This window comes from Lentzea sp. NPDC006480, from assembly GCF_040611995.1.
Lineage (GTDB): Bacteria > Actinomycetota > Actinomycetes > Mycobacteriales > Pseudonocardiaceae > Lentzea.
Window position 1 is genome coordinate 1 of record NZ_JBEXPJ010000004.1, and the last position, 21113, is coordinate 21113.

The 21113-nt window shown below is 68.4% G+C and carries 22 protein-coding genes; 18 read left to right on the forward strand and 4 right to left on the reverse strand.

From position 1 onward, the window contains the following. Positions 1-433, forward strand: a 433-nt coding sequence (locus ABZX92_RS02770) for a DUF2752 domain-containing protein (protein ID WP_355552990.1), incomplete at its 5' end; no start/stop codon positions are given. A 9-nt stretch (positions 434-442) separates the two neighbouring features. Further along, positions 443-871: an SRPBCC family protein gene (locus tag ABZX92_RS02775; protein ID WP_355552993.1), complete on the forward strand. Its 429-nt coding sequence runs from the start codon at positions 443-445 to the stop codon at positions 869-871. Here the strand turns inward: ABZX92_RS02775 and ABZX92_RS02780 are convergent. Beyond that, the gene (locus ABZX92_RS02780) at positions 861-1484 is read right to left on the reverse strand and encodes an NINE protein (RefSeq protein ID WP_355552996.1); all 624 of its coding nucleotides are present in this window, start codon (positions 1482-1484) and stop codon (positions 861-863) included. The two genes, ABZX92_RS02775 and ABZX92_RS02780, sit on opposite strands and share 11 nt — an antisense overlap. A gap of 53 nt (positions 1485-1537) precedes the next feature. On the opposite strand from ABZX92_RS02780, the gene ald reads away from it, so the two are divergent. The 9 genes from ald to ABZX92_RS02825 all read left to right on the forward strand — a co-directional run bounded on the left by ald (position 1538) and on the right by ABZX92_RS02825 (position 8237). Next, positions 1538-2608 carry an alanine dehydrogenase gene (gene ald, locus ABZX92_RS02785; RefSeq protein ID WP_355552999.1) on the forward strand — a complete coding sequence of 357 codons (1071 nt, stop codon included), beginning with the start codon at positions 1538-1540 and terminating at the stop codon, positions 2606-2608. A gap of 8 nt (positions 2609-2616) precedes the next feature. Beyond that, positions 2617-3492, forward strand: coding sequence for a site-specific tyrosine recombinase XerD (gene xerD, locus ABZX92_RS02790; protein ID WP_355553308.1), 876 nt, complete (start codon positions 2617-2619; stop codon positions 3490-3492). Between the two features lie 24 nt (positions 3493-3516). Beyond that, entirely contained in the window at positions 3517-3846 is a 330-nt protein-coding gene (locus ABZX92_RS02795; protein WP_086668375.1) for a helix-turn-helix domain-containing protein, read from the forward strand. A gap of 101 nt (positions 3847-3947) precedes the next feature. Further along, positions 3948-4871, forward strand: a complete 924-nt coding sequence (locus ABZX92_RS02800) for an AAA family ATPase (RefSeq protein ID WP_355553001.1) — start codon at positions 3948-3950, stop codon at positions 4869-4871. Beyond that, positions 4868-5191 carry a hypothetical protein gene (locus ABZX92_RS02805; protein ID WP_355553004.1) on the forward strand — a complete coding sequence of 108 codons (324 nt, stop codon included), beginning with the start codon at positions 4868-4870 and terminating at the stop codon, positions 5189-5191. The genes ABZX92_RS02800 and ABZX92_RS02805 overlap by 4 nt, the downstream gene beginning before the upstream one ends. Next, positions 5188-6012, forward strand: coding sequence for a segregation/condensation protein A (locus ABZX92_RS02810; protein WP_355553006.1), 825 nt, complete (start codon positions 5188-5190; stop codon positions 6010-6012). The genes ABZX92_RS02805 and ABZX92_RS02810 overlap by 4 nt, the downstream gene beginning before the upstream one ends. Beyond that, positions 6012-7055 (forward strand): SMC-Scp complex subunit ScpB, encoded by a 1044-nt coding sequence (gene scpB / locus ABZX92_RS02815; RefSeq protein WP_355553008.1) that lies wholly within the window; start codon positions 6012-6014, stop codon positions 7053-7055. Before ABZX92_RS02810 ends, scpB begins: the two co-directional genes overlap by 1 nt. After that, entirely contained in the window at positions 7048-7782 is a 735-nt protein-coding gene (locus ABZX92_RS02820) for a pseudouridine synthase (protein ID WP_355553011.1), read from the forward strand. Before scpB ends, ABZX92_RS02820 begins: the two co-directional genes overlap by 8 nt. Positions 7783-7955: 173 nt before the next feature. Continuing rightward, complete coding sequence (locus ABZX92_RS02825; RefSeq protein ID WP_355553014.1) at positions 7956-8237, forward strand: helix-turn-helix domain-containing protein; 282 nt, start codon at positions 7956-7958, stop codon at positions 8235-8237. Between the two features lie 105 nt (positions 8238-8342). Here the strand turns inward: ABZX92_RS02825 and ABZX92_RS02830 are convergent, their stop codons facing one another. Further along, positions 8343-8576, reverse strand: a complete 234-nt coding sequence (locus ABZX92_RS02830; protein WP_355553017.1) for a hypothetical protein — start codon at positions 8574-8576, stop codon at positions 8343-8345. A 269-nt stretch (positions 8577-8845) separates the two neighbouring features. On the opposite strand from ABZX92_RS02830, the gene ABZX92_RS02835 reads away from it, so the two are divergent. From ABZX92_RS02835 to ABZX92_RS02860, 6 genes are all read left to right on the forward strand, one after another. Further along, positions 8846-11563, forward strand: coding sequence for a helix-turn-helix domain-containing protein (locus ABZX92_RS02835; protein ID WP_355553020.1), 2718 nt, complete (start codon positions 8846-8848; stop codon positions 11561-11563). A gap of 222 nt (positions 11564-11785) precedes the next feature. After that, positions 11786-14524, forward strand: a complete 2739-nt coding sequence (locus tag ABZX92_RS02840; RefSeq protein WP_355553023.1) for a helix-turn-helix transcriptional regulator — start codon at positions 11786-11788, stop codon at positions 14522-14524. Positions 14525-14595: 71 nt separating this feature from the next. Further along, complete coding sequence (locus tag ABZX92_RS02845; protein WP_355553026.1) at positions 14596-15339, forward strand: ABC transporter permease; 744 nt, start codon at positions 14596-14598, stop codon at positions 15337-15339. Beyond that, positions 15336-16103, forward strand: coding sequence for an ABC transporter permease (locus ABZX92_RS02850; protein ID WP_355553029.1), 768 nt, complete (start codon positions 15336-15338; stop codon positions 16101-16103). The genes ABZX92_RS02845 and ABZX92_RS02850 overlap by 4 nt, the downstream gene beginning before the upstream one ends. Further along, entirely contained in the window at positions 16087-16884 is a 798-nt protein-coding gene (locus ABZX92_RS02855; RefSeq protein WP_355553032.1) for an ABC transporter ATP-binding protein, read from the forward strand. Before ABZX92_RS02850 ends, ABZX92_RS02855 begins: the two co-directional genes overlap by 17 nt. 15 nt (positions 16885-16899) lie before the next feature. Beyond that, positions 16900-17310 carry a DUF5956 family protein gene (locus ABZX92_RS02860; protein ID WP_355553035.1) on the forward strand — a complete coding sequence of 137 codons (411 nt, stop codon included), beginning with the start codon at positions 16900-16902 and terminating at the stop codon, positions 17308-17310. A gap of 238 nt (positions 17311-17548) precedes the next feature. On the opposite strand, the gene ABZX92_RS02865 is transcribed toward ABZX92_RS02860, so the two are convergent. Further along, positions 17549-18424, reverse strand: a complete 876-nt coding sequence (locus tag ABZX92_RS02865) for an IniB N-terminal domain-containing protein (RefSeq protein WP_355553038.1) — start codon at positions 18422-18424, stop codon at positions 17549-17551. Positions 18425-18599: 175 nt separating this feature from the next. Then, complete coding sequence (locus ABZX92_RS02870) at positions 18600-19769, reverse strand: 4-hydroxybenzoate 3-monooxygenase (protein WP_355553041.1); 1170 nt, start codon at positions 19767-19769, stop codon at positions 18600-18602. Positions 19770-19964: 195 nt separating this feature from the next. On the opposite strand from ABZX92_RS02870, the gene ABZX92_RS02875 reads away from it, so the two are divergent. After that, positions 19965-20954, forward strand: coding sequence for an ABC transporter substrate-binding protein (locus ABZX92_RS02875; RefSeq protein ID WP_355553044.1), 990 nt, complete (start codon positions 19965-19967; stop codon positions 20952-20954). Positions 20955-21113 lie beyond the last annotated feature (159 nt).

Here is a 21113-nt window from a genome sequence, read left to right on the forward strand (position 1 = left end):
CGTCGTCGTAGCGGCGGAAGCAGACGCCGACCAGCGGGGTGACGTCGAGGCAGCCCGCCGTGCCGAACCCCAGCCATCCGGACACGCCCTCGCCGGGGCGGCGGCGGGGGCCACGTTGTTGATGTTCGTGGATCCGAACAAGCCCGGGAACCTGTTGCCGAAGTGCCCGTTCAACTGGTTGACGGGGTTGAACTGCCCGGCGTGCGGGGTTACGCGGATGGTGCACGCGTTGCTGCACGGGGATGTGGTGGCGGCGTTCCACTTCAACGCGGTCATGTTGGTGCTTGGGGTGCCGTTGGCCGTGTGGCTGTTTTCGCGGTGGACGCGGGACAAGTGGACAGGCCAGCGGCGAACCGTGCCGAAGCCGGTCGGCGTCGCCGTCATCGCCGTTGCGGCTGTTTGGGGCGTGGCCCGCAATCTCGCCGGGATCTAGGCTCTGGCCATGCCCGGCCTGCAGCACACCGTCGTCATCGCGGCCCCGCCCGAACGCGTCTGGGAACTGATCGTCGACGTCGAGCGCTGGCCGGAGCGGATTCCGACGGTCGACTCCGTGGAACGGCTCGACGACGGACCGCTGGCACTCGGTTCGCGCACGAAGTTGTCGCAGCCGAAGCTGTCCCCGGCGGTGTGGACGGTGACCGAGCTGACCGGCGGAACTTCGTACACCTGGGAGTCGAAGACGGCCGGTGTCACCGTCGTCGCCTCGCACGACGTGGAACCGCACCCCGACGGGAGCCGGCTCACCCTCGCCCTGACCGTGTCCGGTGCGCTCGCCGGGATCGGCTGGCTGATGTCGAAGTCGCTGACCAGGCGGTACGTGGAGACGGAGGCCGCCTCGATCAAGGCGGCCGCCGAGTCACCTAGTCCCTGAGCTGGCGCCCTTCGGCGTCGGTGCCGCCGTTGACCAGGATCATGATCCCGTCGATCAACGCCCAGATCCCGCAACCACCGCAGGTCAGCAGCTGCGCGACCCCGATCCCGGTGTCTCCCATGTAGAAGCGGCCGACGCCGAAGTGGCCGAGGAACAGCTGCAGCACGCCCGCGGCGACCTTCGACTTGTCCGAGTACGGGATCCCGGTGACCGGGTGGTAGCCGTACGGCGCGGACGGGTTCGGGTAGCCCATGCCCGGCGGCATCATGCCGGGAGGCGGCGGGGGAACGGCGTACTGCTGGCCCGTGGGCGGCGGGTAGTACGCCTGCGTGGGCTGCGGCTGGGGCGGGGGCGGGAAGCCCGGAGGCGGCGGGGGCACGGCGGCGAACGGCGCGGACGGCGGCGCGAGGAACGGCGGGTGCGGCTGCGGCAGGTCGCGGAACAGTTCTGCCAGCTCGAAGTAGGACTGCGCGGCGGACGCGCGGTTCACCCGTGCCTGGTACTCGCCGATGTCGAGCCGCGCCAGCGCGAAGTGGTCGTTGAGCGCGGTGATCGCCTCTTCGCGCTGCTGGTTGCCGATGCGCTGCTGCTCTGGCCCGAATGCTTCTGACACGGCTGAGCACGTTATCCGATGCAGGAGATCGATATCGGGAATACGCTGCGACGATGCTGGTCGGTGTCCCAAAGGAGATCAAGAACCACGAGTACCGCGTCGCCATCACCCCTGCGGGCGTGGTCGAGCTGGTGCGCCGCGGGCACGAGGTCGTCATCGAGCACGACGCCGGTGCGGGCTCGTCTTTTCCGGACCACGAGTACATCTCCGCGGGCGCGCGCATCGCCGCCACCGCCGACGAGGTGTGGGGTCTCGCCGACCTGGTGCTGAAGGTCAAGGAGCCGATCGAGCCCGAGTACCACCGGATGCGCCGTGATCAGGTGCTCTTCACGTACCTGCACCTCGCGGCGAGCGCGGAGTGCACCAAGGCGATCGTCAACGCCGGTATCACCGCCATCGCCTACGAGACGGTGCAGCTGCCGGACGGGTCGCTGCCGTTGCTCGCGCCGATGAGCGAGATCGCCGGGCGGATGGCGGCTCAGGTCGGCGCGCACTGCCTGGAGCGGGCCCAAGGCGGGCGGGGTGTGCTGCTCGGCGGCGCTCCTGGCGTGGCGGCGGGCAAGGTCGCGGTGATCGGCGCGGGGGTGGCGGGGATGAACGCGGCGACGATGGCGGTCGGCATGCAGGCCGAGGTCATCGTGCTGGACAACAACGTCAACCGGTTGCGGCAGATCGACTTCACCTACCGCGGGCACCTGCAGACGATCGCGTCGAACGTCTACGAGGTCGAGAAGGCCTGCCGGTGGGCGGATCTGGTGGTCGGCGCGGTGCTGGTGCCGGGGGCGAAGGCGCCGAAGCTCGTCAGCAACGAGCTGGTGGCCAGGATGCGTCCCGGCAGCGTGCTCGTGGACATCGCGGTCGACCAGGGCGGCTGTTTCGAGGACACCAGGCCGACGACGCACGACGACCCGACCTATCGCGTGCACGACTCCGTGTTCTACTGCGTCGCGAACATGCCCGGCGCGGTGCCGAACACGTCGACGTACGCGCTGACGAACGTGACGCTGCCGTATGTGCTCGCGTTGGCGGACAAGGGTTTTGAACGAGCTGTGGCGGACGATCCGGCGCTGGCGAAGGGTGTCAACGCGCGCGATGGCGAGATAGTTCTGGAAGGGCTGGCGTGATCGTTGATCTGGTGGCGAGCTATCTCGACCACCTCGCCGTCGAACGCGGCACGGCACGCAACACGCTCGACTCCTACACACGCGATCTGCGCCGGTACACCGAGCACCTGGAAGGTCTAGGTGTCACGGATCTGGGCGCGGTGACCGAGATCCAGGTGAGCGAGTTCCTGGCGGCGTTGCGCGAGAGTGGCCTTGCGGCGTCGTCGGCGGCTCGCACGTTGGTTGCCGTGCGCGGGTTGCACCGCTTCGCGCACAGGGAAGGCGTTGTGCCGCATGACGCCGCACGGGCCGTGCACCCGCCGTCGCCTCCTAAGCGGCTGCCGAAAGCATTACCGGTCAACGATGTCCTTACGCTGCTCGACACCGTGGGGAACCTGCGGGACAAGGCGTTGCTGGAGTTGCTGTACTCGACGGGCGCGCGGATCTCCGAGGTCGTCGGGCTCGATGTGGACGACATCGACGCTTCCGAACGGACAGTGCTGCTGGACGGAAAAGGCGGGAAACAGCGGCTGGTTCCGGTGGGACGACCGGCACTGGCCGCAGTGGACGCCTATTTGGTGCGCGCTCGGCCGGCGTTGGCGGCGAAGGGTCGTGGGACGCCTGCGTTGTTCTTGAACGCACGCGGTGGACGGCTCTCGCGGCAGAGCGCGTGGACGGTGCTGAAGACCGCCGCGGAGGATGCCGGAATCACCGCCGCGGTGTCACCGCACACGTTGCGGCATTCGTTCGCCACCCATCTGTTGGAAGGGGGTGCGGACGTTCGGGTGGTGCAGGAACTTCTCGGGCATGCATCGGTTACGACCACTCAGGTGTACACACTGGTAACCGTTACGACTTTGAGGGAGGTCTACGCAACTGCACACCCTCGGGCCACTGGAACATGAGGCTTCCACGGGTACGGTGGACGAGTGCCGAACTTGGACGAGCCGTCCCCACAGGCCATCGATCTAGCCGCCGTGCTGCACGCGCTGAGCGACCCGACCCGGCTCGCGGTCGTGCGCCAGATCCAGTTGAGCGGGGAACGGCTGTGCGGGGCCTTCGAGGTTGACGTGGCGAAGTCGACCCTTTCCCAGCACTTGCGCGTGTTGCGCGAAGCTGGCATCACCCGAACACGTTGCCGCGGCAACCAGCGGTGGGTGTCGCTGCGCCGGGACGACCTGGATCTTCTCTTCCCGGGCCTGCTCGACGTGGTGCTTTCCGCGGCCGACAGGCGTACACGAGCGGATGTTCCGGCGTAACAAAGTCTTGACAAAGCTCGGCGAGGCGCGTTGCCGCTCGCACGGGTGCGGCCTAGGCTGCGCCCGGAGAGACGACTACGACCAGTGAGGGAACGCCAGCCATGTCGACACCGGAGCACGCTTTCGCGCCCCGTGCCGATCTGAACCTGGCTCCGCACGCCGCGCCGGTGGACGACGTCGCTCAGGAACAGCGCGATGGAATCGGCCCGACGGGCAGACCACGCCGCTACATCCCGGATCCGCCGCCGCTGCTGCACCACGGCCCGGCGAAGATCCTCGCGGTGTGCAACCAGAAGGGCGGCGTCGGCAAGACGACGTCGACCATCAACCTGGGCGCGGCCCTCGCTGAGTACGGCAGACGCGTGCTCCTGGTGGACTTCGACCCCCAGGGCGCGCTGTCGGTCGGTCTCGGCGTGCACCCGCACCAGCTGGAGACCACGATCTACAACGTGATCATGGAAGGTGACACCGCCGTCGGCGACGTCATCCGCAAGACCATGGTCGACGACATGGACCTGCTGCCGAGCAACATCGACCTCTCGGCGGCGGAGATCCAGCTCGTGTCCGAGGTGGGGCGTGAGCACACGCTGGTGCGCACGTTGCGCCCCGTCATCGACCACTACGACTACGTGCTGGTCGACTGCCAGCCCTCGCTCGGCCTGCTCACGGTGAACGCCCTCGCGGCCGCGGACGGAGTGCTGATCCCGCTGGAGTGCGAGTTCTTCTCGCTGCGCGGGGTGGCGCTGCTCATCGACACCATCGAGAAGGTCAAGGAACGGTTGAACCCCAAGCTCAACATCACCGGCATCCTCGCCACGATGTACGACCCGCGCACGCTGCACTCGCGCGAGGTCATGGCCCGCGTCGTGGAGGCGTTCGGCGACATCGTGTTCGACGCGGTCATCAACCGCACGGTCCGCTTCCCGGAGACGACCGTCGCGGGTGAGCCGATCACGCGGTGGGCCCCTCGTTCTTCCGGTGCCAACGCGTACCGCGCTTTGGCCCGCGAGGTGATCGCCCGGTGAGCCGTCGCCCTTCACTGCCGGGGGCGGCTGAGCTCTTCCGGCTGACCTCTTCTCCTGCGCCTTCCGATGTTTCTGACTCGGTTGAGCCGCCGCAGCAGCGTCGTGGCTCGGGACGCACGAAGCACACCACGAAGATCACGGTGTACGTGTCCGACGAGGAGCTGATGGCGCTGGAGCAGGCGCGGCTCTTGCTGCGCGGCTCGCACGGCCTGGGCGTCGATCGCGGGCGTGTCGTGCGCGAGGCGATCGCGATCGTGCTGGACGACCTCGAGACGCACGGTGACGCGTCGTTGCTGGTACGCAGGTTGCGCGAGCAGTGACAGAGGAAGTTCCTGACGCTCCGGTCGACGACGGCAAGTTCAAGGTTCGGCTCACGAACTTCGAGGGCCCGTTCGACCTGCTGCTGCAGCTGATCTCGCAGCACACCCTGGACGTCACCGAGGTGGCGCTGCACACGGTCACCGACGACTTCATCGCGCACATCCGCGCGATGGGCTCCGACTGGGACCTCGACGAGACCACCGAGTTCCTGGTGATCGCGGCGACGTTGCTGGACCTGAAGGCCGCCCGTCTGCTGCCTGCCGGTGATGTCGAGGACGAGGACGACCTCGCGTTGCTGGAGGCGCGTGACCTGCTGTTCGCGCGGTTGCTGCAGTACCGGGCGTACAAGCAGGTGGCGGCCCTTTTCGCCGAGCTGGAGCAGGGTGCTTTCCGGCGGTATCCGCGGTCGGTGTCGCTGGAGCCCCGGTTCGAGGGCCTGCTGCCCGAGGTGATGCTCGGGGTGACGCCGGACAAGTTCGCCCTGATCGCGGCGGCCGCGTTCCGGCCGAAGCAGAAGCGGACCCTGTCGGTCGATCACATCCACCAGCACCGGGTGTCGATCCGCGAGACCGCGGATGCTTTGCGTGCGTTGCTGATCGAGCGTGGCACGACGTCGTTCTCGGAGATCGTGGCGGACTGCACCGAGACGATGGAGGTCGTGGCGCGGTTCCTGGCGCTGCTGGAGCTGTACCGGGAGAAGTCGCTGGCCTTCGAGCAGGAGGACCCGCTCGGGCCGCTGCAGGTGACGTGGGTCGGTGGGACGTTGGAGGAAGCGCAGGCACAGGTGCACGCCGGCGACGAGGACGAGGACTACGGCTGATGAGCGAGCCACTGGTGGGACCGGACGCGGCAGAGGTCGAGAACCCCGGCCCGGCGTACGACCACGAAGGCGAAGGCGGCACCGCTGCTGCGCCGGAAGCGGGCGAGCCGGAAGCCGCCGCGTCCGAGGCGGAGGTCGAGCCTGAAGCTGTTGAGCCCGAGGAGCTTGCGCAGGCCGTCGGGGCCGAAGTTGCTGAGCACGAGGCTGCGGGGGTCCCCCCGGTTTCCAGTCTATCGGGCGGCACCGACGAAAACGCCACGTCAGAGGCCGAGCCTGTGGACAACTCGGACGCCGCCGAGCCCGCCGCCGCCGAGCCAGTCGAGGCAGAGCTGGAGCCCGTGGCCGACCCCGAGGACGCCGCCGAGGACGCCGCCGAGCCCGCCGAGGCAGAGCCGGAACCCGTGGCCGACCCCGAGGACGCCGCCGACGCCGCCGAGCTCGAAGCCCAGCTGCTCGCGGCCGCCCCCGAAGAAGCGATCGAGGACTCAGGCCTGCCGGACCTCGCCGACGACGCCGAGTTCGAGGCCGCGCTCGAGTCCGTGCTGCTCGTCGTGGACAGCCCGATCGCCGAAGACCAGCTCAGCAGTGCCCTTGAGCAGCCGGTTAAGCGAATCAAGGAGGCACTCCGTAGACTCTCCACCCGGTACACCGAGTCCGGCAGTGGCATCGACCTGCGCAGGGCGGGGGACGGCTGGCGGTTCTACACGCGAGACCGGTACGCCCCGTTCGTGGAGAAGCTGCTGCTCGACGGCCAGCGCGCGAAACTCACCCGCGCGGCCCTGGAGACGCTCGCGGTGATCGCCTACCGGCAGCCTGTTACGAGGGCGCGGATCGCGGCGGTTCGCGGCGTCAACGTGGACGGTGTGATCCGGACCCTGGTCGCGCGGGGGCTCATCGAGGAGACGGGCACGGACAGCGACACGGGTGGGATCCTGTACCGCACGACCGAACTGTTCCTGGAGCGGTTGGGGCTCTCGTCACTGCGAGACCTGCCTCCAATCGCGCCGCTGCTGCCCGAAGTGGATGCGATCGACGATGTCTGAGAACGAGGGCGTGCGCCTGCAGAAGGTGCTCGCACAGGCGGGGATCGCCTCGCGCCGCGCTTCTGAGGAGCTGATCGACCAGGGCCGCGTCCAGGTCGACGGCAAGGTCGTGCGCGAGCAGGGGCGCCGGATCGACCCCGAGACGGCGGTCGTGCACGTCGACGGCGTGCGGGTGCAGATCCGCGAGGACGTCGTGACGATCGCGCTGAACAAGCCGTTCGGCATGCTGTCGACGATGGAGGACGACCTGGGCCGCCCGTGCGTGGGCGACCTGGTCCGCAACCGCGCGGAGCGGCTGTTCCACGTCGGGCGGCTCGACGCCGAGACCGAGGGCCTGCTGCTGCTCACCAACGACGGCGAGCTCGCGCACCGGTTGATGCACCCGAGTTACAACGTCAAGAAGACCTACCTCGCCGAGGTGCCCGGCCCGGTCGAGAAGGGTCTCAACAAGAAGCTGAAGGCGGGCGTCGAGCTCGACGACGGCCCGGTCAAGGTCGACTCCTTCAAGCTCATCAGCGCCGTCCCCGGCAAGGCGCTCGTCGAGATCGTGCTGCACGAGGGTCGCAAGCACATCGTGCGCCGCCTGATGGAGCACGTCGGCTACCCGGTGCAGTCGCTGGTGCGCGTCGCGGTCGGTGACGTCTCCCTCGGCAACCAGCGCCCCGGCTCGATGCGCGTGCTGAACCGCCAGGAAGTCGGCGGCCTTTACAAGCTCGTCGGTCTCTGATCACACTCTGAGTCAATCCCCGTGCCCCTCCGGTCCCCCAAGAACCGGAGGGGCGCTTGCGATCCCCCGATCACCACCTGCAGCGAAAACGCTACGAGCGAACACGTTGTAAGGGGTCGGCCATGCGCTTTGAACAACAGGGTGTGGACAAGCGGTCACATGGGGAGACCGACATGCCACGCACCGAACGCCCGCTGGACAGCGAAGAGACCGAGCTCGGCAGCTTTGCCGCCGATCTCCGCAAGCTCCGCGACAAGGCGGGCAAACCGTCGTACCGAGCCCTCGCTGCACGCGCGCACTACTCGGTGGCGACGCTCTCCGACGCCGCCAGCGGCAAGAAGCTGCTGACGCTCGCCGCCACGCTGGCCCACGTCAGGGTCTGCGACGGCGACGACCAGGAGCGGGAACGACGCCGGCGTGCCATCGCCGCCCCGCCCGAGCCGACCGGCGACTGACGTGGACCGCACGATCCGCGACCTCTGCGACGGCGACCCGGAGCTGTCCGACGCGGCCTGGGCGAAGTACCTCTCGGACGTCGAGCGCGTGCCGGTGTGCTGAGATCAGGAGCCGGAAGGGAGACCGAGGTCCCGTGCGTGCATCTGCGTGGGCCTCGGGTCGTCCGGGAGCCGGCCGCGGTACCAGCCCTCGCCGACCCACTCCTCGACCATGAACTTCGTGCCGGCCGGGATGCGCTTGGGCGGTTCGCCCGGCCAGTTCAGCAGGACGCCGCGCACCATCTCGCAGACCATCCGGGCGGTTGTGGCCGGAGGATCAGTGACTGAGTCAACGGACATCGCGAGCGTCCCCTCGTCATCGGTACCACCGAATTTAGGGACGACCTCGTTGTCCGCGGTCGGTGTCCGGAGGTTGACAACAACTGCGGACATGGGTGCCGGCGGGAAGCTGAGCCGTGGGTGGCAGCAACGCGAGGCCACCCACGGCCACTCCGGCGCCGGTTCGGGGCGAAAGCACCGGGCTTTTCCCCAACCTCCGACGTTAGGGCGAACGGGTTGTTCACGGTCACGCGTTGGCCGCTGAACAAAGTTCTCTGAACAATGACGGGATGCCGAGACGGGAACGCCCTCTCGACCAGGGCGAGAGCGGTCTGCTGCAGTTCGCCGCGGATCTGCGCCGGCTGCGGGAGCGGGCGGGCAGCCCCACCTACCGGGAGCTGAGCCGGCGGGCGCACTACTCGGCGGCCGCGTTGTCCGAGGCGGCCGGCGGGCGGAAGCTGCCGAGCCTCGCGGTGACGAAGGCGTACGTCAAAGCGTGCGACGCCGACCCGGAGGAATGGGTGCGGCGGTGGCACGAGGTCGCCGAGTCGGCACCGCACGGGGCGAACGACAGCCCGTACGTCGGGCTGGCGATGTTCCAGCCGGGTGACGCGCCGAAGTTCTTCGGACGCGAGCGGCTGACGGCCGAGCTGCTCGCCACGAAGAACCGGTTCACCGGCGTGTTCGGGCCGTCGGGCGTGGGGAAGTCGTCGTTGCTGCGGGCCGGTCTCATCGCCCGCACCCGAGAACCGGTGCTGCTGTTCACGCCCGGTGCGAACCCGGTGGAGGAGTGCGCCATCGCGCTCGCGTTGCTCACCGGGGCGGACGCGGTGGAGCTGGCCGACGAGCTGAAAGATCCGGAGGTGCTGCCCCAGAAGCACGAGCACCTCGTCGTCGTGGACCAGTTCGAGGAGCTGTTCACGTTGTGCCGCAGCGAAGAGCTGCGCACGTGGCTCATCGCGGCGCTCACGAACTGCACGAAGGTCGTCATCGGCGTGCGCGCCGACTACTACGGGCATTGCGCGCACTATCCCGAGCTCGTCGAGGTGCTGAAGAGCAGCCAGGTCATGGTCGGCGCGATGACGCCCGACGAGCTGCGCCTCGCCATCACCGAACCCGCCGCCGTCGCGGGCGCCAAGATCGAGACCTCGTTGCTGGCCAGGCTGATGGCCGACGCGGTGGGGCAGGCAGCGGTGTTGCCGTTGCTGTCCCACGCACTCGCGGAGACCTGGCTGCACCGCCGCGGCATGACGCTCACGCTGTCCGCGTACGAGGAGGTCGGCGGCGTCGAGCACGCCGTCGCCCGCACCGCGCAGGAGGTCTTCGACAGCCTCACGCCCGCGCAACAGGAGCAGGCGAAACGAATCCTGCTCCGGCTCGTCACCGCCGAGGACACGAAACGTCGTGCTCACCAGGACGAGCTCGAAGCCGACGAGGACGTGGTCCTGGCGCTGGCCGCCGCCCGGCTCGTCGTCATCGACCGCGACGGCGTCGAACTGGCGCACGAGGCGTTGATCCGCAGCTGGCCCGCGCTGCACGGGTGGATCGAAGAAGACCGCGAGAACATCAAGGCACAGCGCGAACTCACGCACGCCACGCAGACCTGGGAGGCACTCGACCGCGACCCCGGCGCGTTGTTCCGCGGCCGCCGACTGACCAACGTCCCGCCCGGCCTCGCGTTGAACTCCAGGGAACGCGCGTTCCTGGCGGCCAGCCTCGCCGCCGAGGAAGAAGTCTCCACGAGCGCACGAAGACGCACCCGCCGCCAGCGCCAGCTGTTCGCCGTGTTGGCGACGTTGCTCGTGATCGCCGCCAGCTCGACCGTCTTCGCCTTGCAGGCCAGTGAGAACGCTGCCGAACAACGTGCCGCCGCCGTCGTCCTGAAAGCCGTGGGGGAGGCCGCCGCGTTGCGCTCCACCAACCCCGACCTGGCCCAGCAGGTGGCCCTCGCCGCGTATCAGCTCGTGCCGTTGTCCCAGGCGCGCAACGGTTTGCGCCAGGAGGACGTGCCCACCCAGGTCCTGTGGAACGCCCAGGCCGAAGTCACCGCACTGGTCGTCGGCCCGACCCAGCAACAGGTCGTCACCGGTCACCGCGACGGCACGGTGGAGCTGACGGACCTCGACGACCTGCCGTCCCCGCGCACGTCCCACGAAGCCACCAGGCATTCCGGAGCCGTGACCGCGCTCGCCATGGACCCGACCGGCGGCCTGGTCGCCTCCGCGGGCGACGACGGCGCGGTGCACGTCGTCGACGTCTCGCTCGGCAAACCCCGCGAGCTGGCCGCCCTCCCGGCCCGCGCCACCGCGATCGCCTGGCAGGGCACGACTCTCGTCACCACCGACCACGACGGCGCGCTGAGCTTCTGGACCGACCTGCGCAGCGAGCACCCCAAGCTGCTGCTCAGCACCCAGCTCGACCTGGGTCCGCTGGCGGGCATGGCTTTCCGCGAGGACGGCCACCTCCTCGCCGCCACCACCACAGGTCGTTCCGTCCACCTCGTCGACGTCTCGGACCCGCGCAGCCCCGAACTCGTGTCCCTGACCAAGGAGTTCGCCGGCTCGGCCCAGTTCGCCGGCCAGAACCTCCTCCTGACCACCGCCACCACCGCGGTCCACGTCTGGGACACCACCGACCCGCGCGATCCCGTGCTGCGCGCCGAGATCCCGTCCGGCGGCGGTGCGATCACCTCGGCCTGGCTCGGCACCGACAGCGTCGCGGTGGCCACGGACGACGGCCTGGTGCGCCTCTGGCGGCTCAAAGATCAGCACGACCCGGTGGAGCAGGCCCTGCTGCGCGCTCACGTCGGGCCGGTCGCCGCGGTCGGCCTCACGCCCAAGGGCGACGAGGTGGTGACGGGCGGCGCGGACAAGGCGGTGCGGCTGTGGAACGTCGACCTGCGCGATCCGGCGGTGCGGATCTGCGAGCAGGTGATCAAGAAGATGACCCGCGAGGAGTGGGAGCGGTACTTCGGCGACCTCGACTTCGCGCCGCCGTGCCGTGACTGAGATTGTCGAGCTGTCGCTGTACGCGCTCGGCGTACGGCGAGGGACCGGCACGTTCCGCAACCCGGACAACCCTCCGCAGCCCGCTCCCACGCCTGAACCGGGGGTTTTCCAGCTCCAGCTCGCGGGGTTGACCGATCCCAGGCGATCGTCCGGATGGTGACGGGTTAGCGGGGTGTTAGACGCCGGGCGAACCTCTGGTGGACAATCCGGCCGGGAGGCGGCATGCCACGAGGGGAACGACCGCTGGGTCCGGAGGACACCGCGCTGTTGAAGTTCGCCGGTGACCTGCGCAGACTGCGTGACCACGCCGGTAAACCGAGCTATCGCGAGCTGGCTCGGCGGGCCAACTACTCGCCCACGGCGTTGTCCGACGCGGCGGGCGGGCGCAAGCTGCCGTCGCTCGCGCTGACGCTGGCTTTCGTCCGGGCCTGCGAGGGCGATCCCGCGCCCTGGACCCGCAGGTGGCGTGAGCTCGCCGCCGAACACGCTCTGCCACTGCATCCCAACACACCGTATCCAGGGCGCGAGCCGTTCGGCGAGGACGACGCGAAGAGGTTCTTCGGGCGTGAGTGCCTCGTCGAGCAGATCGTCGAGTCGACCAGGACCAAGCCGCTCACCGTGCTCGTCGGAGCGTCGGGCGCGGGCCGGACCTCCCTTCTCGCCGCCGGCCTCAAACCCGCCCTCGACGACGCAGTGGTGATCACGCCCGGCGAGAACGCGCTCGAAGACCTGGCCGCCGCCCTCGCGGAGGTCTTCGAGAACACCACCGGTGAGCAGCTCGCCGACGAGTTCCGGCAGGACCCCGACCACGTCCGGCTGCGGATCCGCCAGCACCGGCCCGGCCTCACGCTGCTCGTCGACGACTTCGAGCAGGCGCTGGACCAGCAGGACTTCGTCACCGCCCTGACCCGCTGCCCGCACGTCGTCGTCGCGGTCCGCGCGGACCAGCGGGACCGGTGCGCGGACCTGGGCGGCCACGAGATCGTCATCGAGCCGATGAGCGCGGACCAGTTGCGCCGTGCGATCACCGAGCCCGCCGCGAAGATCGGCGCGACCGTCGAGACCGCGGTGATCGCCCGGCTGGTCGCGGACGCCGCGAACCAGCACGCGCTGCCGTTGGTGCAGCAGGTGCTCACCGAGACGTGGCGGCGCAAGCGCGGCATGACGTTGTCGCAGGCCGGGTTCGAGGAGGCCGGCGGCATCGAGCACGTCGTCGCGCGGGCGGCGACCGGTTTCTTCGAGGGCTTGGACGAGGACGACAGAAGAGCGGCGAAGAGAGTCTTCCTGCGGCTGGTTTCCCTGCAGCGCAACGGAATCGCCCAACGCAGAACCCGCAGGCTCGACCTCGACCCGCGGCTGCTCGGCCTGCTCGCCAAGGCCAGGCTGGTCACGCTGACCGAGGACGGCGCCGAGCTCGCCCACGACGCGGTGCTGCGCTGGCCCAGGCTCACCGAGTGGATCGACGAGGAACGCGAGAACCTCGGCACGCACCAGCAGCTCGTCACCGCGATCGAGCTGTGGGAGGCGAGCGAGCGCGACCCGCTGGCGCTCTACCGGGGCGCGCGGCTGCGCAAGGCCAAGGACCTCGGCGACTTCCTGACCGTGCAGGAACGCCGGTTCGTCGACATCAGCGCCAGACGCGAGACGCGGCGCTCCACGGCGTTGATCGCGGTGATGGCCGTGCTGCTCGCACTCGTGCCCGGCACCGTCGTCTACGCGCTGGCCAACGAGCGCAAGCTCACCGAGCTGCACGACCGGGAGCTCGGCGGCAAGGCGATCTCCGAGTCCGAGGCGCTGATGGAGCAGCGGCAGCCGTACGCGGACAAGTACGCGCTGGTCGGCTACACGGTCAACCCGTCGATCGAGGCCGAGAAGGTGCTGCGGCTGGCCAACGCGGTCACGCACGGCATCCCGTTCACCGGTACACCGGCGGACAACGCGAGCGTGCAGGTCGCGCCGCGTGGCGAGCTGGCCGCGGTGACCGACGAGGACGGCACCGACCGCATGTGGAGCCTCGACGAGGACCGCGCGCTGCCGGGCAAGCGGTTCTTCGACCGGCACACGGTCGTCAAGCTGGCCGAGCACCGCGCCGTCACGAAGGACGCCACCGGCCGTCAGCACCTGTGGGACGTCAAGAGCGCCAACGACATCACCTATCTCACCGCGCTCGACGACCGGTTCCGGGTCATGGACATCAGCGCGGACGGCTCGCGGGTCGCCGGCAAGATCGGCGGGGTCGACGAGTTCGGGCTGCCGACGCCGGACAGCACCGAACGCACCGCGTTGTACGACCTCGGCGACCCGAGGCACCCGCGCCCGCTGCCGTTGCCCGCCTCGGTGCGCGACGCCGGGACCATGGCGTTGAGCTACGACGGCCGCGAGCTCGCGACCGGGGTGTGGGACGCGACCAGGAGCACGACGACACTCGAGTTCTGGAACGTCGGCGGCACCTTCACCTCCGCCGCGCCGCCGTTGCCGCAGAACGTCTACGTCCGCAGCCTCACCTACAGCAGCGACGGCCGCTGGCTCGCCGTCGAGCACTCGCCGCAGGGCATCGTCCAGGTCTGGCAGCGCGTGCCCAGCGGAGCCCCGGTGCTGCGCGCGACGGTCGACAGCGTGACGAGGTCGAACGCGCACGTGACGTTCACCGACGACGGCCGCGTGGCCGTGGTGCGCGAGAACATCTTCGAGGTGCAGCAGTTGTACACGTCCGGACGCCCCGCGGACCGGCTCGCGTACGTGACCGGGCAGGGCCGGGGCGTGCAGCCGATGTACCGGCCGCAGTACGGCGACTTCCTCGTTCGCTCCGGTGCGGACAACCCCGAGCTGCTGCCGTACGTCCTCGACGCCGGCCGCATCATCAAGAAGATGTGTGAAAAAGACGAAGCGCGGCTCACGGACTCCGAATGGGTGAAGAGCTTCGGCGAAGTGGAGCGCGTCAAGGTGTGCGGAACGCGCTGAAGTGTGGGAAACAACCCGGAGTTGAGCAAGCACGCATTGTGAACGGGAGATCCACTCTCTAGGGTGACCGAGTGCGTGCGTTCACAAGGGGACTCCTCGGCATCGCCGGGTTTCTCGCGCTGTGGGAGCTCTTAGGACGCTCTCCGCTCCTCCCTGCGGACTCGCTGCCGCCACCGTCCGTCGTGTTCGGTGAACTGGTCACGCAACTGACCTCTCCTTCCTTTCTGAGTCATGTCGTGGCAACGGTGCTGGCAGTGCTGATCGCCATCGTGATCGCCGTCGCCATCGCGGTGCCGAGTGGACTCGTGCTCGGCAGCGTTCCGGCGGTCCGGCACGCGACGCGCGCGGTCATCGAGTTCCTGCGCCCGATCCCTTCTGTGGCACTGATTCCGCTCGCACTGGTGATGCTCGGCTTCGGCCCGGAAACGAAGATCACGCTGGCCGTGTACGCGGCACTGTGGCCGATCCTGTTCAACACCATTTACGCGCTCGACGAACTGGACCCGCTTCTCGTTGACACAGCAAGGGTTTTCGGAACGGGCCGGTTCGGCGTGCTGTTCCGGGTGGCTCTGCCCAGCGCGTTGCCGTTCGTCCTCACCGGAATCCGGCTCGCGGCGACGACCGCGCTGATCGTGATGGTGAGCGTGGAGCTGATGGCGGGCAGCCAGATCGGTCTGGGCTACTTCATCATGGAGGGCCGCAGCGGACCGGGCCGGATGGACCAGGTGCTGGTCGGCACCGTGGTCGCGGGCGCGATCGGCGTTCTGCTGAACAGCGGCCTGGAGCGCGTCCGCCGGCGTTGGGTGGCCTGGTGACCAGGTTCCTGCAGCGGTGGACTGTGTTCGCCGGTCTGGTCGCCGTGTGGCAGTTGCTCGGCTGGCTCGCCGACGACCCGTTCTTCCCGCCTCCCTCGGCAATTCTGGCCGCCGCGTGGGAGTGGTGGGTGCTCGAACCGGCGAACTTCTTCGACCACGTGGTGCCGTCCGTGGAGCGGCTGCTGGGCGGCTGGGCGCTGGCCTCGGTGATCGGCGTGTCGCTCGGGCTGCTGCTCGGCCGCTCGGACCGGGCGATGGAGTACGCGGGCCCGCTGCTGGTGTTCCTGCGCTCGATCCCGCCGCCCGCGCTGGTGCCGGTGTTCCTGCTGCTGTTCCGCGGCGGCACCTCGATGCAGCTCGCGACGATCGTCTTCGGCGTGATCTGGCCGGTGCTGCTGAACAGCGTGGACGGTGCCCGTTCGGTCGACGTGACCAAAGTGGACACTTCCGCGGTCTTCCAGATCCCGCGCTGGCAATGGGTTCTGGGTGTGGTGCTGCCCGCCGCCTCCCCGAAGATCTTCGCGGGCCTGCGGGTTTCCTTGTCCTTGTCGTTGGTGCTGATGGTGATCTCCGAGCTGGTGGGCACGGACAACGGCATCGGTTCGCAGCTCATGCAGGCACAGCGCGAGTTCGACTACACGCGCATGTGGGCCGGCATCGTCCTGTTGGGCGTGCTCGGCTACGGACTCAACACCGCGTTGCTCGCGGTGGAACGCAGGGTGTTGGCGTGGCAACCGAGGAGTCGGGATGAGCAACATGCTTGAGGTGGCCGACCTAGGCCACACCTACGGCGACCACGAGGCCATCGGCGGCCTCACGTTCACCGTGCGCGCCGGCGAGCTGGTGTGCGTGGTGGGCCCGTCGGGGTGCGGCAAGTCGACACTGCTGCGCACGATCTCCGGTCTCGTCGCGCCCTCTCGCGGCGACGTTTCCCTGAACGGCTCGCACCTCGCCGTGGTGTTCCAGGACTACTCGCGCTCGCTCTTCCCGTGGCTCTCGGTGCAGGGCAACGTGGAGTTCCCGCTGCGGGGCCTTCCTCGTGCTGAACGGCGTGCGCGTGCCGCCGAGGCCCTGGAGTGGGTGGGTCTTGGTGCGGCTGCTCGCAAGCGGCCGTGGCAGCTCTCCGGTGGCATGCAGCAGCGTGTGGCGATCGCGCGCGCTCTGGCTTTCCGGCCCGCGTTGTTGTTGATGGACGAGCCGTTCGCCTCGGTGGACGCGCAGACCCGGTTCGAGCTGGAGGACCTCCTGCTCCGCGTGCGCCGCGAGCACGACACGACCGTTCTCGTGGTCACGCACGACATCGACGAGTCGGTGTACCTGGGGGACCGGATCCTGGTTCTCTCCGGGTCTCCCGCGCGGCTGGTGGCCGATCTGGAGGTGCCGCTGCCCGCTGAGCGGGACCAGGTGACGACGCGGACCGACGAGGGGTTCGTGGCGCTGCGGTCGAAGGTGGCGCGGCTGCTGAACGTCGGCAAGCCTTCGCTGGACGTGGAGAAGTGGGCTGCGGCGGAGCGCGAGTCGCTGAGCGAAACCGTGTCTTCCTGACGGACACTTCGTCGCGTGACCGACTGGAACCGGTTCCTCGTCGTCGACGCGGAGCCCGTGGAGGTGTCCGGCGGGCGGGACCGGGTTGTGCTGCTGGGAGAACGGCGGCTGCTCGCCCTGCCGGACAACGGGTATCAGCTGTTGCTGGCGTGGGTCGCCGGACCGCGCCGGGTCGTGCGCACGCCCGCGCCGATGCACCCCGACCAGGACATCATCGACACGTTCGTGAACTCGTACCTCGTGGACGCCGGTGCGCCGCCAAGGCCGCGCGGGTTCGCGTGGTACGTGGATCTGCCCGACGGAGTCACGCCTGCCGAGGTGTGGCGCGCGGTTGACGACAGCGGAGGGCACGGGTCGCCGGTGGACCTGAGACGCGTACGAGAGGCGATGGAACGAGGACTGGCCGCGCTCTACAACCCGGCTTGAGAACGCAGATCAGCCCCGGACCCGCCGCGGTCCGGGGCTGATCTGCGTCGCACAGGTGTCAGGGCTGCGGGTCGGCCCGCCAGCCAACGAGAGAGCTGACACCGTGCGAGGTTCACACAGGAGGGCGTGCGAACAACCTTCAAGAACGGGGGAGCGGAGGGCACTCAGCGCTCGGGGGCAGAGCAGGAGAGCGCCCGCCGTCGGTTCCCCCGTGAACCGCCAGGAACGTTCAGAAGGCTCAGAAGTGGACGTCGACGTCGTTGTGGTTGCCGATGCCGTCGAGCACGTTGATGTCGCCCAGGTTGACGTCGCCGATGACCTGGCCGACGTTGTGGTGGATGTCGCCGACCTGCGCGACGTCCTGCACCACGTTGTGGCTGAGGTCGACGGTGTCGTGCACGTCCGCGACGTCCTTGACCAGCACGTCGGTGTGCTTCACGAGCACGTCGGTGTCGACGACGTTCTTCGTCAGGACGTCGGTGTCGAGGTCCTTCACGAGCACGTTGGACACGTCGTGCACGTCCGTGGTCACGTCGGAGACGCTGGCCACGTCGGTCACCTTGGTGACGATCGAGTTGTCGGTGGCGATGTCCGAGACGTTCGAGACGACGTCGGTGCCCTTCAGAACGGTGGCGTCGAGGGTGTTCGACACGTCGCCCAGGCCGGAGAAGTCCGAGACCAGCGCGGTGATGGCGGAGGGAGCGGCGATTCCGGTGAGGCCGGCCACGTCGCCCGCGCCGGCCAGGCCGGTCACGCCGCCGACGTTGCCCGCGATCTGCAGCAGGCTGTCGACGGCCGGGAGCTCGCCGCCGAGGACGTCCTGGACCGCGTCGACGTTCGGCACGGAGGCGGCGTCGAGGACCAGGGGCAGGATCTCGTGCACGTCGGTCGCGGTGATGTCGCTGAGGCCCGCGGCCTCCAGGCAGCCCAGCGGGTCCTGCTGGAACGCCTCGCGGGCGTCCAGGTCGGTCAGCAGGCCGAGGGTGAAGTCGTGCAGGGTGATCTGCTCGGTCTGCACCGTGGTGCCACCGGTCTCGACGGTGGTGTTGCCGGTCTCGACGGTCGTCGGGCCGGTCTGCACCGTGGTGGGCTCGGTGGGCGCGGTCTGCTGCATGGGACTCAAGCTCCTGTAGCTGAATCGGGGGATGTCGTGTTGAACCGTATGGATGAACGACATCCCCCGGCATCGGGAGTTGGCCCCAGATCGTGACGAAACGAGATCCCTAGGGGGACGGTGTCACCCGTTAGGGGACCCCGGGGACTCACCCCAGAGGGCGAGATTTGTGCCCTCAGGGGCCGACGTAGTTCTCCGCGAAGGTCGCGCGGTAGGCAGGCGACTCGGCCAGGTGCTCCAGCCGGGCCTGGGCCAGGCGTCCGAAGAACGGCGAGCTCACGTCGGTGTGGATCATGTTCACCATCCACTGGGAGAATTCCTGGGCCCGCCACACGCGGCGCAGGCAGTCCTCCGAGTAGGTCTTGAGACCGGTCTCCGAACCGGTCTCGTAGTAGGAGATCAGTGCACGTCCGAACGTTGCGGCGTCGTTCATCGCGAGGTTCATGCCCTTGGCGCCGACCGGGGTGATGATGTGGGCTGCGTCACCCAGCAGGTAGAGCCGGCCGTACGACATGGGCTCCACGACGTGGCTGCGCATGTCCAGCACGCGCTTCTCGATGATCTTTCCCTCGGTCAGCGACCAGGTGGAGTCGTGCAGCGCGAACCTCTTGTGCAGCGCTTCCCACACTTGTTCATCGGACCAGTCCGAAGCTTTAGTTCCGACCGGCACCTGCAAGTAGAACCGGGAAATGGAAGGCGATCGCAACATGTGCCCGGCGAAACCATCCTCGTGCAATGCATAAATGATGGCTTTAGTCGACGGCGGCGCCTCCGCGAGAATGGCGAGCCACTCGATTCCGTGCTGATGGGTGAATTCCTTCAGCACGCCTTCGGGAATGGACGGCCGGCTCACCCCGTGGAACCCGTCGCACCCGGCCACGAAGTCCGCGCTGACACACGTGCGTACCCCATCCGCGCTGGTCCAGTGCACGGACGGCGCAGAAGATGTCAGGTCTCGCAACTCCACGTCGCTGACCGAGAACCGGATGTCACCCCCAGCGTCCAGGAATGACCCGATCAGGTCTTTCACCACTTCCTGCTGGGGGTACACGTAGTGCTTCTGGTCCCCGTACAGATCGCTGTACGACACCTGGAACGCCTGGCCGCTCACGCGGAATTCACACGTTCCGTGACGGTCTGCTTCCATCAGCAAACGATCGGCGAGTCCCAGGGACTCAAGCATGGTTACGGAGCGGTGTTCGAGGACGCCCGCCCGTGGTCGGGTTTCCACATGAGCACGACTAGCTTTTTCGAGGACGACGCAGTCGATACCTGACTGCTGGATCAGGTTTGCCAAGGTCAGACCGGCCGGCCCGGCGCCGACGACCGCTACTGCGCGCTTCAACTGGGTTCTCCTCGCCCTAGACCTGCTGTGCTTAGATGCTCACCGCAGGTAGTGGACTGGAACCTGCGCGTGTCGGTCAACTGGGGTCTTTTGGAGCAGCATCACTACTCTGAGTGGTTGACCGTCGCGTTAACCCCGCAACGACGACACCGCTCCGACAGGAGAGTGCTCCCGATGACTCGAAGAGTCCGCCGTATGGCCGTCCGTGGCATCGCCCTTGCCACGCTGCTCGCCACCGTGGCGAGCTGTGGACTGCTCGGCGGCAAAGAGCAGACGCCCGCGGCCGACCCGAACGGCCAGGTCGAGAAGCCCAAGATCACCCTGGGGGTGCTTCCGATCCTCGACGTCGCGTCCGTGCACGTGGCGAAGAAGAAGGGCTACTTCGCGGCCGAGGGTCTCGAGGTCGAGCTCAAGACCATCCAGGGTGGCGCTCAGGCGATCCCCGGCCTGATCAACAAAGAGCTCGACATGACGTTCGGCAACTGGGTCTCGTTCTTCGCCGCCCAGTCGAAGGACGCGGCCAAGGCGGTCGACGGGCTCAAGCTCATCGCCGATGGCTACCAGGCCAAACCCGACATGTTCCTGATCTTGGCGGCCGGTGACTCCAACATCAAGTCGCCCCAGGACCTCGCGGGCAAGACCATCGCGATCAACACGTTCAAGAACATCGCGGAGCTGACCGCGAAGGCGACGCTGGAGGCGGCGAACGTCGACCCGAAGTCGGTCACGTTCAAGGAGATGCCGTTCCCGGACATGCAGGCGGCGGTCGCGAACAAGACCGTCGACGCGGCGTTCATGGTCGAGCCGTTCATCACCAAGGCCCAGCGCACCGCCGGTCAGGTCAAGATCCTCGACGCGGCTTCCGGCCCGACGGACAACATCCCGATCGCGGGCTTCGCGACCAGCGGTGAGTTCGCCAAGAAGAACCCCAAGACGGTGGCCGCGTTCCAGCGTGCGATCGCCAAGGGCCAGGCCGACGCCGTCGACCGTCCCACGGTCGAGCCGCTGCTCGTCGAGTACGCCAAGGTCGACAAGGAAACCGCAGCTCTTGTCCACTTCGGCGCCTTCCCGACCACGCTCGACGCGACCCGGCTGCAGCGCATCCCGCAGCTGATGCAGCGCTACGGGCTGCTCGACAAGGAGTTCGACGTCAAGCCGATGCTCATCCAGCCCTCCGGCAGTTGACGAACAGCGCGGGTGACTGTGATCGCGCCGAGATCATCGTCACCCGCGCTGTTGTTTCCACCGGATGAATTATCGGCAAGGGACCGTTTAGCGGCCCAGCTCAAAGTTGTTGATTCTCGAACCAGCTGTTTTGTCGTCCGAACGGCGGTATGAGAACGG